Genomic DNA, 13,313 nt, shown 5'->3' with positions numbered 1-13,313 from the left:
CACAAGATGAAGGCAATTGCGGGCTTTTTCAAGCCCGCTGGTGGCCAGTTAAACCAACCACCTGCATTTGAGCTGCTTAGGCAGGCATTTTACGCTTGTCGATCACGGAGTCGATCAGGCCATATTCGGCCGCACGCTCTGCGCTCATGAAGTTGTCACGCTCGGTGTCGCGCTCAATGGTTTCGAGGCTTTGACCGGTGTGATGAGCCAACAGCGAGTTCAGACGCGAACGGATATGGAGGATTTCCTTGGCATGGATGTCGATGTCCGACGCCTGACCCTGGAAGCCGCCCAATGGCTGGTGAATCATCATGCGCGAGTTCGGCAGGCAGTAACGCTTGCCAGCAGCACCACCGGCAAGCAGGAAAGCACCCATGCTGCAGGCCTGACCGATACAGGTGGTGGAAACGTCAGGTTTGATGAACTGCATGGTGTCGTAGATCGACATGCCCGCAGTCACCGAACCGCCTGGTGAGTTGATGTAAAGATGGATGTCCTTGTCCGGATTTTCCGCTTCAAGGAACAGCAGTTGTGCGGCGACCAGGTTGGCCATGTAGTCTTCTACCGGGCCGACAAGGAAGATCACTCGCTCTTTGAGGAGGCGCGAGTAGATGTCATAGGCACGTTCGCCACGGGCGGACTGCTCGATAACCATCGGGACCAGACCACCTGCGGCCTGGATGTCAGAGCTCTGCTGATAATAAGAATTGCGGGACATGTCTCGCAGTCACTCCCAAATAGTTATGTCTTGAATACGCATAAGCCAGCTCGAAAGCTGGCTTATGGTGTGTGCTTCTAACGCAAAAACAATCAGTCGGCTTGTGGAGCTTCTACCGGCTTGACCGCTTCTTCGTAAGAGACCGATTTGTCGGTCACGCTAGCTTTCTGCAGAACAGTATCCACAACTTGCTCTTCCAGCACAACCGAACGGACTTCGTTCAGTTGCTGGTCGTTCTTGTAGTACCAGGACACGACTTGCTCAGGCTCCTGATAAGCCGAAGCCATTTCCTGAATCAGCTCGCGAACGCGGGTTTCGTCAGGCTTGAGGTCGTATTGCTTGACCACTTCAGCAACCACCAGACCCAGCACAACGCGACGCTTGGCTTGTTCTTCGAACAGCTCGGCAGGCAGTTGATCAGGCTTGATATTGCCACCGAACTGCTGAACCGCCTGAACGCGCAGACGATCAACCTCGTTGGACAGCAGAGCCTTTGGCACTTCGATCGGGTTGGCGGCCAGCAGACCGTCCATTACCTGATTCTTGACCTTGGATTTGATCGCCTGACGCAGTTCGCGCTCCATGTTCTTACGAACTTCGGTGCGGAAACCGTCGATGCCAGACTCTTTGATACCGAACTGAGCGAAGAATTCTTCGGTCAATTCAGGCAATTTCGGCTCGGAAACGGTGTTTACCGTCACGGTGAACTCGGCGGCTTTGTTAGCCAGGTCCAGGTTCTGATAGTTCTCAGGGAAGGTCAGGTTCAGAACGCGCTCTTCGCCCGCTTTAGCGCCAACCAGGCCTTCTTCGAAGCCAGGGATCATGCGACCAGAACCCAGAACCAGCTGAGTGCCCTTGGCGGAACCACCGGCGAACACTTCACCGTCAACCTTGCCAACGAAATCGATGTTCAGTTGGTCTTCGTTCTGAGCAGCACGATCGGCAATTTCAAAACGAACGTTCTGCTTGCGCAGGATTTCCAGCATTTTGTCCAGATCGGCGTCCGCCACGTCAGCGCTCAGGCGCTCGACAGCGATGGATTCGAAACCGGCAACGGTGAACTCAGGGAACACTTCGAACGTTGCAACGAATTCCAGATCCTTGCCCTTCTCCAGGACTTTAGGCTCTACCGAAGGAGCGCCAGCCGGGTTCAGTTTTTGCTCGACAATAGCTTCGTAGAAAGAAGCCTGGATCACATCGCCTACAGCTTCCTGACGCGCATCAGCTTCATAACGCTGACGGATCACGCTCATTGGCACTTTGCCAGGACGGAAGCCTGCAATTTTGGCCTTTTGGGCAGTCTGCTGCAGACGCTTGTTGACTTGAGTCTCAATGCGCTCAGCTGGCACGGTGATGCTCATGCGGCGCTCAAGAGCAGAAGTATTTTCAACAGAAACTTGCATGGATATTCCTCGTTGCACAGACGTTAGCCGGCCGTTTCCGACCCCAGAATCAAGGGCATGCATTCTAGTGGGTCAAACTCAAGAAGTCACCCTACTGAAAACGGGTAAAAACGCAGCAGGCAATTTATAGGTGCGAATGCACGAATGCACCTCGCCCCGGAGGCTAATACAGTCAATCACGCCAGGGCTCTGCGCCAACCCTTCTATATATAGAAGGAGTGCCCATCACATCCCTGGCAGCCGATCTTGCGAGCAAGGTCGGCGGGCAATGCGGCATCATCGAGCAACATGAATACGACGAAACGCCCTACCCTTGCGACCCGGAACTTGCAGTCACTGAACACACAAACCGCTGAAATAAAAAAGGCGCCAGACTGTTAAATCTGGCGCCTTTCGAAATATGGGGTGGACGATGGGGATCGAACCCACGACAACGGGAGTCACAATCCCGTGCTCTACCAACTGAGCTACGCCCACCATATTGCGCAACAAAGAAGCCAAACAACTTCTTTGCCGAACTCCAACCTAGCCGACGGCCTGACTGAAGCTTTAATTGGTGCGGATGAAGAGACTCGAACTCTTACGCCTCGCGGCGCTGGAACCTAAATCCAGTGTGTCTACCAATTCCACCACATCCGCGTATCAAGCTTTTAAAGCAAAGGCGCCAGATTATTAATCTGGCGCCTTTCTAAATATGGGGTGGACGAAGGGGATCGAACCCTCGACAACGGGAGTCACAATCCCGTGCTCTACCAACTGAGCTACGCCCACCATATCGCGTTACTTGTGCCAAAGCTGCCTAATGGCGCACCCGGCAGGACTCGAACCTGCGACCATCCGCTTAGAAGGCGGATGCTCTATCCAGCTGAGCTACGGGCGCCTTGTTAGCTGTACCCTTGAAGGACTACAAACTAAGTGCTTTCCAGCCTTGCAGAACCGTAATTCCGCTTGACCTTCCTAACCAGTGCTAGGCTGTGCCCGACAAGTGCGACGAATAGTATAGAGCCCCCCGGAGACCGTCAAATCCTTTTTGAGAAAAATTCATTTAATTAAAGGGCTTAGGGGAATTTGCAGACCAAGCGCCTTTGCCCTCACGCTCTGACATGCGAGAATGCGTTCTCTTTTCTTCCCCCTCTCGATGGTTAATCACGCGCAATGACTGCACAACTAATCGACGGCAAATCGATCGCCGCCAGCCTGCGCCAGCAGATCGCCAAACGTGTTGCCGAGCGTCGCCAGCAAGGTCTGCGCACGCCAGGCCTCGCGGTGATCCTGGTCGGCAGCGATCCCGCCTCTCAGGTTTATGTCTCGCACAAGCGTAAAGACTGTGAAGAGGTCGGCTTCCTCTCCCAAGCCTATGACCTGCCCTCCGATACCACCCAGCAAGCACTGACCGAGCTGATCGATCGTCTTAATGACGACCCGAACATCGATGGCGTACTGCTGCAGCTTCCTCTGCCCGAACACCTGGACGCCTCCAAACTGCTGGAGCGCATTCGTCCGGATAAAGACGTCGATGGTTTCCATCCTTATAACGTCGGCCGTCTGGCACAACGCATCCCCTTGCTGCGCCCATGCACCCCCAAAGGCATCATGACCTTGCTGGAAAGCACCGGTGCCGATCTTTACGGGATGGATGCAGTGATCGTCGGCGCTTCCAATATCGTCGGTCGTCCAATGGCGATGGAACTGCTGCTGGCCGGCTGCACCGTGACTGTCGCCCACCGCTTCACCAAGGATCTGGCCGGCCACGTCGGCCGCGCCGATCTGGTCGTAGTCGCCGCCGGCAAACCTGGCCTGGTAAAGGGTGAGTGGATCAAGGAAGGCGCCATCGTCATCGACGTCGGTATCAACCGCCAGGAAGACGGCAAACTGGTGGGCGATGTGATCTATGAGACCGCCCTGCCCCGCGCCGGCTGGATTACTCCAGTACCCGGCGGTGTAGGCCCGATGACTCGCGCCTGCCTGCTGGAAAACACGTTGTACGCAGCGGAAACCCTGCACAGCTAAGTGCAGATTTCCCCTGAGCTCAAACAAGGAACCCCGCCCATTGGCGGGGTTCCTTGTTTAAGGCGTCACATCGAACATCACCCAAACTGCTATACGACGTCAGCTCGTCGTAAACCCCCGGTTTTTAGAAAAAAACAAGGGGTTTCATCTGCCCCTCGAAGAACATTCGACAGTTCCTCAACTACGCTCATAAAATGTAACGCTTTTCTGGAAAAAGCCCGTTGCAGAACGGCACACCCACATTTATCGAGTCTACTCGCGTGAAAATCCGTCTTTCTATCCTGAGTCTATTGTTTGCAATTTCAGGCAGTGTCATCACGTCGAGCGTCGATGCTCGTGAAACCACCGCAGCGCCCCGAGACACCTCACATCTGCGCATCGCTTCCGGCAGCGCGATGCTGATCGATCTGCAAACCGACAAAGTCATCTACGCCAGCAACCCGGACGTGATCGTGCCAATCGCCTCGGTGACCAAATTGATGACCGGGCTGATCGTGCTGGACGCCAAACAGAATATGGACGAGTACATTTCCGTATCGATCAGCGACACCCCGGAAATGAAAGGTGTGTTCTCCCGAGTCAAACTCAATAGCGAACTGTCGCGCAGGGAAATGCTGCAGATTGCGCTGATGTCCTCGGAAAATCGAGCCGCCGCGAGCCTGGCTCACCACTACCCAGGCGGTTACGCGGCCTTTATCGCCGCAATGAACGCCAAGGCCAAGGCGCTGGGCATGACCAGCACCCATTACGTCGAGCCGACCGGCCTGTCAGTCCACAACGTTTCCACGGCCCGCGACCTGAGCAAATTGCTCCAGGCGGCACGCAAGTACCCGATGCTGAGCCAACTGAGCACTACCAAGGAAAAAACCGTGACGTTCCGCCGGCCCAGCTACTCCTTGGGTTTTCACAACACTGACCACCTGATCAACAAATCCAACTGGGACATCAAGCTGACCAAGACCGGCTTTACCAACCAGGCTGGCCACTGCCTGGTATTGGTCACCACCATGGGCAATCGTCCAGTGTCGCTGGTGATTCTCGATGCCTTCGGCAAGTACACCCACTTCGCGGACGCCGGACGGATTCGCCAATGGGTTGAAACCGGCAGGAGCACTTCTGTGCCGAATGTCGCCCTGCAATACAAAGCCGAGAAAAACCTGAAACACCATCAAGGCAATGGCATGGCGCAGACCGGCAAATAAGCGCACTAAAAAAGGCCCGCGACGTGAGTCGGGGCCTTTATCGATGACGGCGCCTCAGGGCGCCGTTTTTTTTCGGCTCGATTAATGGGCAGCCAGTGCTTTGGTCGCCTTGGCTGCTGCCTGCTCCTGTCCAGCCCGGGCCAGATCGTCAGCGGCTTTGAGCCAACGCTGCTGGTCAACCTTGGCCGGAATCTGGGTCGGCCCCTGAATCAGCACCGCCCAACCGCCAGCGTTTTGGAAGGCGGATTCAAACGAACTGAAGTTCATCAGCAAGCGGCGGTCCATTCCGGAACGCAGCAGCACCGTCTGCTTGTGACGGTTGTAGCCGGCAAGAATCGCGTACCTCGGCTCTTTCCAGAACGCCGAGCCCTCACTGAAGCGCAGTAACACCGGGTAACCCGCCGCGACCTGAGTCAACAACGCCGGCAGATTGCTGTCCAGCGGATACACGACCATCCCGTATTCACGCGCCAGGCTCTGCATGTTCTGCTGCAACTGCGCCTCGGCGCCCGGCAGGTGCAGCGGCTTGTCGAGTAATCCCGGAGTCATCACGATGCCTTGCTGGGAAAGCATGCTCGCCAGGGTTTGCGGCCCGCTTTGGTAAGCTTCGCCACGATAGAACGGCACGCCGTTGAGCTCGACGCGCTCTGGCAGACGCTGGATTTCAGGTTGCACGCTGCCGGCACAACCGGCCAGGCTCAGGACGCAGGCCGCGGCCAGCAAGGCGAAGCGGAATCGGGGAAATACCGGCAACATCATCACTCACTTGTTCAGGCGCCAGGCAATCGGTCTCCCGGCTTCGCCCATGATCATAGCAGCGGTATAGCCTTTAACGGCAGTCGCGTGCAGCTGATAGAGCGAACGGGTTGGTGGCTCATGACTATTGGTCAATTGCCTGCAACACATCAACGACTAGACTGCCCCTTACAAAGAGTGTGTGCTCGAAGCAGGGCAAAGAGGAGGCACGGATGAGCCTGACGATGATAATCCTGATGCTGATCGGTGGCTGGCTGGCCGTTGCCGCCGCCATGCTGTGGGGGGTATTGCGTATTACCCGCAGACACTATCATGCGCCTGTTCAACCTGCGGCCCCCACCAAAACCGAGAACTCTGAGCAACGCCACGCGACGGCGCACTGATCGATTCGGTTTAAATCCCCCACACAACCAAACGGCCGCCTGCACACCTTCGAGCGCAGACGACCGTTGCGTTTCTACCTTACCGCTTACGCTTCAGCTTGCGCAGCGGCCCTCTTCTCCCGGGCCCGACGCGACAGCATGTTCAGACCTTCAATCGTTGCCGAGAACGCCATGGCCGCATAGACGTAGCCTTTCGGTACGTGGGCGCCGAAACCTTCGGCAATCAGGGTCATGCCGATCATGATCAGGAAGCCCAGAGCCAGCATCACCACCGTCGGGTTGTCGTTGATGAACCTGGCCAAAGGCTCAGCCGCCAACAACATCACCAGCACCGACACCAGCACCGCGATGATCATGATCGGCAAATGCTCGGTCATGCCGACAGCAGTAATGATGCTGTCGATGGAAAACACCATATCGAGCATCAGGATCTGACCGATTGCCGCAGCAAAACCCAATGTCACGCCAGACGTTTGCGACATCGGGTCTTCCGGCGACGGGTCCATGCTGTGATGGATTTCAGTCGTCGCCTTCCACAACAGGAACAGACCGCCCGCGATCAGGATCATGTCTTTCCACGAGAACGCATGATCGAACAGTTCGATCACCGGCTCAGTCAGTTGCACGATGAACGCAATGGTGCTCAGTAAGCCCAGACGCAGCACCAAGGCCATGCTGATACCGATGCGACGTGCTTTGGCACGGTGTTGCACGGGCAGCTTGTTGGTCAGGATCGAGATGAAGATCAGGTTATCGATGCCCAGCACGATTTCCATCACGATCAAGGTAGCCAGGGCGACCCAGGCGGTGGGGCTTGCAGCAAGTTGTAAAAGATAGTCCATGGGTCAGTCCTGACTCGGTGTAAGACGGATTAGATTTCCTGCGACGAGATTTCTTTCTTGTCGCTGTCGTCGGCTGGTTTTTCCTTTTTATTGATGAGGTTCCCGGTGGCATCGCTCAGCGCTTGCTCCGCCGCCTTATGGGTATCGTCGATCGCTTGCCTGGCGGTTTCCGCCGCTTTACCCATCAATTGCCGAGCGCTTTTCTCGGCCTGGTCACAACCGCTCAGCACCAGCGCAGAGAGGGCCAGCAACGAAGCGGCGGTCAGGGCGTTGAGTTTCATCATGCTTTCCTCGATAGAACAGACTTGGCCAAGGTAGTGGCCCGTCGATAGCGAGGCATTCTAAGGAGACGAACACTTCAGGAAAATTCGTATTTTTAGCGGCTATACTTCGGTTTTTACGAATCGTCAGCGCACATGCTCAATTATCGGCAATTGCATTACTTCTGGGTCGTGGCCAAAACCGGCAGCATCGTGCGCGCCTGCGAGCAACTGAACCTGACCCCACAGACCATCAGTGGGCAGATCAGCCTGCTGGAGCAAACCTACGGGATAGAGTTGTTTCAGCGGGTCGGTCGGCAACTTGAACTGACCGAGGCCGGGCGTCAGACGCTGCCCTACGCCGAGCAGATGTTTCAGCTGGGCGGCGAACTGGAGGCCATGCTCCGGGCACAACCCAATGAACAGCAGATTCTGTTTCGGGTGGGCGTCGCCGACGTGGTGCCCAAATCCATCGTCTATCGCCTGATCGCGCCGACCATGGAGTTGAGTGAACCGCTGCGCATTACCTGTCGCGAGGACAAACTGGAGCGCTTGCTGGCCGACCTGGCCATTCAGCGGCTGGACCTGGTGATCTCCGACAGCCCGATGCCTTCGCACCTGGACATCAAGGTCTACAGCCAGAAGCTCGGTGAATGCGGCATCAGTTTTTTTGCCACGACTGAATTGGCACAACGCTATGGCGAAGACTTCCCACGCAGCCTGCACGGTGCTCCCCTGTTGATTCCAGGACAGGAAACCGTGGTGCGCAGCCGCTTGCAGCGCTGGTTCGCCGAACAGCAGATTCAGCCGCGCATCATCGGCGAGTTTGATGACAGTGCCCTGATGCAGGCGTTCGGCCAATCCGGCAGCGGGATTTTCATCGGCCCGAGCGTGATTGCCGATGAGGTGAGACGCCAGTGCGGCGTCGAGTTGATCGGGCAAACCGATGCGGTGACCGAGTCGTTTTACGCGATCTCGGTGGAGCGCAAGGTCAAGCACCCCGGCATTGTCGCGATTACCGAAGGTGCCCGACGCGAGCTGTTTACCGCGCTTTAATGCCTCAGGCGCAAACGGCCGGGGCTTTGACCTTCATCAGCAACAGCGCCAGCACAATCGACACCAGGATAAAACCGGCCGCCGCAAACCCCAGGCTACCAAGGCCCAGGGTGTCGATCACGTGCCCTCCGACCATCGCCCCCAAGCCAATCCCCAGATTGGCCCCGGCGATGTTCAGCGATGCCGCAAAGGCTGGCGCCTGCGGGGCGGCCTTCATCAGGCGCACATGGCTGACCAGGAACAACGCGGCCTGAGTCACGCCCCAGATGCCCATTGCCGCCGCCAATCCCAGCGTCGAATGGATACTCGGTACCAACGCCACCATGCCGCCGATCATAAAGCCACAAAACACCATCGACGCGATCAACGGATGGCGGTCGACCATGCGCCCGCCCAGCGAGTTGCCGATCAACCCGACCGCGCCAAAGCCCATCAGGCACCAGCCGACCACAGTGCCGTTGAAGCCGGCCAGTCGCTCAAGGATGTCGGCCAGGTAGGTGTAAGCGGTAAACATTCCGCTGAAGACCAGAATCGACAACAACACATGCCCTTGCATCAGCGGGCTGCGCAGCATCTTGAACTGCGAACGGAAGCTCACCTGCTGGTTGTGCAGGTTGGTTTTCGGCAAGTAGATAAACAGCAGCAATGCCTTGGCAAAGGCAATCACCGCGAGAATGCCAAAAGCTGTGCGCCAGCCGAACGCATCGGAAATCAACGTACCGACGGGGATCCCGAACACGGTCGCGCAGACAATTCCGAAACCGATTTTGGCAATCGCTCGCCCGGCGTAGTCCGGCCCGACGATGTCCACCGCCGTTTCACTGGCCAGCGCCCAGAACACCGGCAAGCCCAGCGCCGGTATCAACCGCGCGACTGCCATCACACCGATGTTCGGTGCCATGGCCGCCAAGGTGTTCGCCAACCCGAACATGATCAGCACGCTGATAAACAGACGCCGACGCTCAAAGCGTGCGAAGTACGCGGTCAGGAACGGTCCGAAGGCGGCGACGGTAAATGCGAACAACGTCACCAGCAATCCCGCCTGGGAAACGCTGACATCGAGGTCACAGGCAATCGACGGCAACAGACCGACAATGATGAATTCTGTGGTCAGCACGGTGAAACCGGCGGCTGACAACAACAGGATGGGCAACAGCATGGGAAACTCCAGAAAACGACAACGCCAGCGACAGCCCAAGGGCTCACTGAGGGGAGATGAAAAAGAAGATGGCGAAGCTTAACAGAGTGTGTCCGACAGCGCTGGCGCAAACCTGACCTATCCGCTTGAACACTCGTGCGGCAGATCGTTACAGGCCTGAAGGAGCTGCCGCAGGCTGCGATCCTGGCAATAGACAGAGCAATGCAAAAACAAAAGCCCGCCAAGGTTCACACCGTGGCGGGCTTTTTCGTGTCCGGCGGGTTTAGAACGCGCCCATGAAATCGCGCTTGCCGACTTCAACACCGTTGTGACGCAGGATCGCGTAGGTGGTGGTGACGTGGAAGAAGAACTGCGGCAGGCCGTAGGTCAGCAGGTAAGCCTGGCCACTGAAGCGTTTTTCTTTCGGGGTACCTGGACGGGTAACGATCTCGATACCTTCCTTGCCGTTGATTTGTTCAGGCTGGATGCCGTCGATGAAGGACAGCACCTTGGTGAGCAGTGCTTGCAGCTCGGCGAAGGTCACTTCGGTATCGTCGTACTTCGGCAGTTCGACTTCGGCCAGACGGGCAGAAACGCCTTTGGCGAAATCAACGGCGATCTGCACCTGGCGCACCAACGGGAACATATCCGGGTACAGACGTGCTTGCAGGAAAGCATTCGGGTCGATGTTTTTTGCGGTGGCGTGGGCTTCGGCCTTGTTCAGAACATCGCTCAACGCGTTGAGCATTTGCTTGAAGACCGGAACGGAAGCAGCGTACAGAGAAATAGTCATGGCAGTCTCGTTGAGTGGCAGGGGCTGTGAACGGAGTAAAACGTGGCGCGATTATAGCCCTGCTTGAAGCGCCGTGCGGCGTGTCTTTGATCCCGCACGGCAAGCGCATCCGGTACGCCCCCGGTAACGGCCTCGTCCCCCCCAGGGACGTTTCATTACCGCCCATGAACAAACTGCACGATGACTTCAAAGCCGTCTTGTTTGCCCGTCGAGGGAGACACGAGCGTCATCGTCGCGTTGACGCCTTGGGCAATCGTCAGCGCGATGGCCAAGCCAAGCCCCGAACCATCAGCGCCGCTTTCACCTCGCACGAAGCGCTCGGTCAGGCGTTTCAATATCGGCTCAGGCACCACCGATCCGGCATTGACCACCCGTAGAAGTGCCTGACTCGAAAGGCTCACTTCGATAGGCTGATCCGGCGCGCCATGCTTCATCGCGTTCTCGATCAGGTTGCGCACAAGAATGGCAAAAGCGTCAGGATCAATTGCCGACAGCACGCTTCGCACTGCGGGCAGGACCAAATGAACCCGCTGACCGGCCGCGTGATTGCACTCATCCACAACATGCGCCAGTACGGGGATGAGGTCTTGCGGCACTTCGGACAGTAACCCCCCACCTTCCGCCTTGGCCAGTTGCATCAGCTTTTCCGAGAGTCGTGTCAGCGCTTGAAGAGAGGCCTCGATCTTGGCTGCACGCACTTGAAGCGGGCCCTCAGGTGCCTCGCGGCGTAACCGCTGGATGTGTGCCAACGTCGCCGCCAACGGGGTGCGCAACTCATGGGCACTGTTGGCCGTAAAGCTGCGCTCCGCCTCCAACGCCTTGCGCAGTCGCTCCATCAGATGGTTGACCGCCTCGGCCAACGGGTCGATCTCGGCAGGCAATCGATCCACCTTGATGGGAGACAAATCACCGACCCCGCGCGTCTCGATTGCCCGGCGGTACGCCCGAACGCTGCGTAGGCTGACATGCACGAACAACCAGGTGCCCAACAAGCTGATCGGAATCAGTGCGAGCAACGGCAGGAGCAACGCGAGCAAGGCCTCCTGAGCGGCTTCGCGTCGATGGGCCAAGGGCTCGGCCATCTCGATAAAAACGCCTTCGGGCGGAGCGCTGGTCCCGTACAAGCGGTACCTGGAAGTGGTCGTGAAGCCCTCCACCGGCAGCGGATTGAAAATGTCAGGGTCGGCATCATGAGATTGCATCAGTATCTCGCCCCTGGCATCCCGGACCAGGTACGTCAGGTATTCCTTGCGCACTTTGAGCGGCGCAATATGGCGTGCCTGGCGAGGCTCATCACGGTTGCTGATTTCGAGCACGGCCAACGGAAGAATTCGCTGTGCCGTCTCCTCCAGTGCACTGTCGAAGGCCTCGTTCAATTCGTGTTGCACCACAACCCAGGCGCCTACGGTCGCCCCCAGCCAGAGCAGGGTCATGCCCAGCGTCAGTCCCAGGCCCAGGCGCTTTTGCAGACTCGAGGCCGGCTTCATACCGGCATCAACCGGTAACCCATCCCACGGACAGTCTCAATCATCTCGCGACCCAGCTTCTTGCGCAGACGGCTGATATAGACCTCGATGGTGTTGCTTTCAATTTCGGCCCCAAATGCATACAGGCGATCTTCCAGCTGGGATTTGGACAGCAAAGCGCCAGGGCGCTGGATGAAGGCTTCAAACAATGCCCACTCGCGAGCGGTCAGGTCCACTGTCATGCCGGCGTGCAGAACCGTGCGAGCGGTCATGTCGATCTGCAACTCGCCAACTTTGATGTGCGGATTGGGATTTCCACTGTATCGCCGCGCCACAGCCGCGACTCGGGCGGACAACTCGAAGAGATCAAAGGGTTTGACCAGATAGTCGTCAGCCCCTGCATTCAAGCCATCGATACGATCGGATATCTGGTCGCGAGCCGTGAGAATAATCACCGGCGTGATGTCCCCTGCCCCGCGTTGCTTGCGCAAAAAATCCAGCCCTCGTCCGTCCGGCAGCATCAGGTCGAGCAAGATCAGGTCATAACGCGTCGTTCGCACACTGGTCTGAGCGTGATCGAGGCGCTGCACCCAGTCCACCGCGTGGCCGTCATCCGCGAGCTGTTCACGCACTGCCTCGCCGAGCCCCACAGCGTCCTCAACCAATAAAACCCGCATTGCAACCCTCCTGTGATGGTTCGCTGTACGACACATTGGCTGGCGAACCTGACAAAGGCCTGAATTCCCCTTCAGGTTGTTGTCAGCTTACAGGCGCAGGATCCAGCCACAACGCTTGAACGGGAAATCCACCATGAAAAAGCTGACTGCTGCCGTTTGTCTCGCCACCGCCATTGCGCTGCCGGGTTTGGCCCAGGCGCGGGAAGTCACCCTGACCACCCAACTGAAAAATTACGACGGCAATGATGCCTATCTGGCGTTTTACGTGACCGACGCCAACGGCAAGTACCAGAAAACCCTGTGGGTGGCCGGCAAGAAGGCCAAGTACTACAGACATTTGTCCGACTGGGCGCGCGGCAGTGGCTTGAATCCCAGCGAGTTTGACGGGGTCAGCGGCGCCAGCGTCGGTAGCGGACGCACCCTGAAAGTGAGCGTTGAACTGGCAGACACGCTGATGGATGCCGGCTATCAGATCCGCGTCGACAGTGCTGTCGAGAACCAACGTGAAGCCCGCGCCGATATTGCCGTGCCATTGACCAGCCAAGGCGCGGGAAAACCTTCGACCGGCAGCGGTTACATCGAGTCCTTTACCTACGACATGTGACACCA

The 13,313-nt window shown here is 57.5% G+C and carries 14 protein-coding genes and 4 tRNA genes; 5 read left to right on the top strand and 13 right to left on the bottom strand.

Annotated features, from left to right (window positions below):
* Nucleotides 1-76: 76 nt before the first annotated feature.
* The 6 genes from clpP to AC1RPZ_RS22790 all read right to left on the bottom strand — a co-directional run bounded on the left by clpP (nt 77) and on the right by AC1RPZ_RS22790 (nt 3,001).
* A complete protein-coding gene (clpP, locus tag AC1RPZ_RS22815) occupies nt 77-718 on the bottom strand; it encodes an ATP-dependent Clp endopeptidase proteolytic subunit ClpP (protein ID WP_019692758.1) in 642 nt (213 codons plus the stop codon).
* Nucleotides 719-810: 92 nt separating this feature from the next.
* Entirely contained in the window at nt 811-2,121 is a 1,311-nt protein-coding gene (gene tig, locus AC1RPZ_RS22810) for a trigger factor (protein ID WP_103316154.1), read from the bottom strand.
* A gap of 401 nt (nt 2,122-2,522) precedes the next feature.
* Nucleotides 2,523-2,598 (bottom strand) — tRNA-His (locus tag AC1RPZ_RS22805).
* 77 nt (nt 2,599-2,675) lie between these two features.
* Nucleotides 2,676-2,760: transfer RNA gene (locus AC1RPZ_RS22800), tRNA-Leu, on the bottom strand.
* A gap of 56 nt (nt 2,761-2,816) precedes the next feature.
* Nucleotides 2,817-2,892 (bottom strand) — tRNA-His (locus tag AC1RPZ_RS22795).
* A 32-nt stretch (nt 2,893-2,924) separates the two neighbouring features.
* Nucleotides 2,925-3,001 (bottom strand) — tRNA-Arg (locus tag AC1RPZ_RS22790).
* Between the two features lie 275 nt (nt 3,002-3,276).
* Between AC1RPZ_RS22790 and folD the strand changes: the two genes are divergently transcribed.
* Nucleotides 3,277-4,131, top strand: a complete 855-nt coding sequence (gene folD, locus AC1RPZ_RS22785) for a bifunctional methylenetetrahydrofolate dehydrogenase/methenyltetrahydrofolate cyclohydrolase FolD (RefSeq protein WP_493139616.1) — start codon at nt 3,277-3,279, stop codon at nt 4,129-4,131.
* 260 nt (nt 4,132-4,391) lie between these two features.
* On the top strand, nt 4,392-5,333 hold the full coding sequence (gene pbpG / locus AC1RPZ_RS22780) for a D-alanyl-D-alanine endopeptidase (protein WP_493139614.1): 942 nt from the start codon (nt 4,392-4,394) through the stop codon (nt 5,331-5,333).
* An 81-nt stretch (nt 5,334-5,414) separates the two neighbouring features.
* On the opposite strand, the gene AC1RPZ_RS22775 is transcribed toward pbpG, so the two are convergent.
* Nucleotides 5,415-6,089, bottom strand: coding sequence for a PA2778 family cysteine peptidase (locus AC1RPZ_RS22775; protein ID WP_493139612.1), 675 nt, complete (start codon nt 6,087-6,089; stop codon nt 5,415-5,417).
* A 212-nt stretch (nt 6,090-6,301) separates the two neighbouring features.
* Here AC1RPZ_RS22775 and AC1RPZ_RS22770 point away from each other — a divergent pair, with 212 nt between their 5' ends.
* On the top strand, nt 6,302-6,472 hold the full coding sequence (locus AC1RPZ_RS22770; protein ID WP_493139611.1) for a hypothetical protein: 171 nt from the start codon (nt 6,302-6,304) through the stop codon (nt 6,470-6,472).
* Nucleotides 6,473-6,558: 86 nt separating this feature from the next.
* On the opposite strand, the gene AC1RPZ_RS22765 is transcribed toward AC1RPZ_RS22770, so the two are convergent.
* The gene (locus tag AC1RPZ_RS22765) at nt 6,559-7,314 is read right to left on the bottom strand and encodes a TerC family protein (RefSeq protein WP_493139609.1); all 756 of its coding nucleotides are present in this window, start codon (nt 7,312-7,314) and stop codon (nt 6,559-6,561) included.
* Nucleotides 7,315-7,343: 29 nt separating this feature from the next.
* Entirely contained in the window at nt 7,344-7,598 is a 255-nt protein-coding gene (locus AC1RPZ_RS22760) for a hypothetical protein (protein WP_493139607.1), read from the bottom strand.
* A 132-nt stretch (nt 7,599-7,730) separates the two neighbouring features.
* On the opposite strand from AC1RPZ_RS22760, the gene nhaR reads away from it, so the two are divergent.
* Nucleotides 7,731-8,630, top strand: coding sequence for a transcriptional activator NhaR (nhaR, locus tag AC1RPZ_RS22755; RefSeq protein ID WP_493139605.1), 900 nt, complete (start codon nt 7,731-7,733; stop codon nt 8,628-8,630).
* 4 nt (nt 8,631-8,634) lie between these two features.
* Here the strand turns inward: nhaR and AC1RPZ_RS22750 are convergent, their stop codons facing one another.
* From AC1RPZ_RS22750 to AC1RPZ_RS22735, 4 genes are all read right to left on the bottom strand, one after another.
* On the bottom strand, nt 8,635-9,789 hold the full coding sequence (locus AC1RPZ_RS22750; protein WP_493139603.1) for an MFS transporter: 1,155 nt from the start codon (nt 9,787-9,789) through the stop codon (nt 8,635-8,637).
* Nucleotides 9,790-10,051: 262 nt separating this feature from the next.
* On the bottom strand, nt 10,052-10,561 hold the full coding sequence (locus AC1RPZ_RS22745) for a DUF1993 domain-containing protein (protein ID WP_493139601.1): 510 nt from the start codon (nt 10,559-10,561) through the stop codon (nt 10,052-10,054).
* Between the two features lie 155 nt (nt 10,562-10,716).
* Complete coding sequence (locus AC1RPZ_RS22740; protein WP_493139599.1) at nt 10,717-12,048, bottom strand: sensor histidine kinase; 1,332 nt, start codon at nt 12,046-12,048, stop codon at nt 10,717-10,719.
* Nucleotides 12,045-12,704 carry a response regulator gene (locus tag AC1RPZ_RS22735; protein ID WP_493139597.1) on the bottom strand — a complete coding sequence of 220 codons (660 nt, stop codon included), beginning with the start codon at nt 12,702-12,704 and terminating at the stop codon, nt 12,045-12,047. The genes AC1RPZ_RS22740 and AC1RPZ_RS22735 overlap by 4 nt, the downstream gene beginning before the upstream one ends.
* 133 nt (nt 12,705-12,837) lie before the next feature.
* Here AC1RPZ_RS22735 and AC1RPZ_RS22730 point away from each other — a divergent pair, with 133 nt between their 5' ends.
* The gene (locus AC1RPZ_RS22730) at nt 12,838-13,308 is read left to right on the top strand and encodes a DUF2271 domain-containing protein (RefSeq protein ID WP_493139595.1); all 471 of its coding nucleotides are present in this window, start codon (nt 12,838-12,840) and stop codon (nt 13,306-13,308) included.
* Nucleotides 13,309-13,313: the final 5 nt, after the last annotated feature.

The organism is Pseudomonas sp. GW822-FHT02D10 (assembly GCF_058802345.1).
The sequence above is the reverse complement of the archived record's forward strand: the minus strand, read 5'-3'. Positions and strand labels throughout refer to the sequence as shown.

What these genes read in the sequence shown, in the direction of transcription:
- nhaR (WP_493139605.1), top strand. Translation starts at nt 7,731, where the DNA reads ATGCTCAATTATCGGCAATTGCATTACTTCTGGGTCGTGGCCAAAACC.
- AC1RPZ_RS22745 (WP_493139601.1), bottom strand. Translation starts at nt 10,561, where the DNA reads ATGACTATTTCTCTGTACGCTGCTTCCGTTCCGGTCTTCAAGCAAATG.
- clpP (WP_019692758.1), bottom strand. Translation starts at nt 718, where the DNA reads ATGTCCCGCAATTCTTATTATCAGCAGAGCTCTGACATCCAGGCCGCA.
- AC1RPZ_RS22735 (WP_493139597.1), bottom strand. Translation starts at nt 12,704, where the DNA reads ATGCGGGTTTTATTGGTTGAGGACGCTGTGGGGCTCGGCGAGGCAGTG.
- AC1RPZ_RS22770 (WP_493139611.1), top strand. Translation starts at nt 6,302, where the DNA reads ATGAGCCTGACGATGATAATCCTGATGCTGATCGGTGGCTGGCTGGCC.
- folD (WP_493139616.1), top strand. Translation starts at nt 3,277, where the DNA reads ATGACTGCACAACTAATCGACGGCAAATCGATCGCCGCCAGCCTGCGC.
- AC1RPZ_RS22765 (WP_493139609.1), bottom strand. Translation starts at nt 7,314, where the DNA reads ATGGACTATCTTTTACAACTTGCTGCAAGCCCCACCGCCTGGGTCGCC.
- AC1RPZ_RS22775 (WP_493139612.1), bottom strand. Translation starts at nt 6,089, where the DNA reads ATGTTGCCGGTATTTCCCCGATTCCGCTTCGCCTTGCTGGCCGCGGCC.
- AC1RPZ_RS22750 (WP_493139603.1), bottom strand. Translation starts at nt 9,789, where the DNA reads ATGCTGTTGCCCATCCTGTTGTTGTCAGCCGCCGGTTTCACCGTGCTG.
- AC1RPZ_RS22740 (WP_493139599.1), bottom strand. Translation starts at nt 12,048, where the DNA reads ATGAAGCCGGCCTCGAGTCTGCAAAAGCGCCTGGGCCTGGGACTGACG.
- AC1RPZ_RS22760 (WP_493139607.1), bottom strand. Translation starts at nt 7,598, where the DNA reads ATGATGAAACTCAACGCCCTGACCGCCGCTTCGTTGCTGGCCCTCTCT.
- AC1RPZ_RS22730 (WP_493139595.1), top strand. Translation starts at nt 12,838, where the DNA reads ATGAAAAAGCTGACTGCTGCCGTTTGTCTCGCCACCGCCATTGCGCTG.
- tig (WP_103316154.1), bottom strand. Translation starts at nt 2,121, where the DNA reads ATGCAAGTTTCTGTTGAAAATACTTCTGCTCTTGAGCGCCGCATGAGC.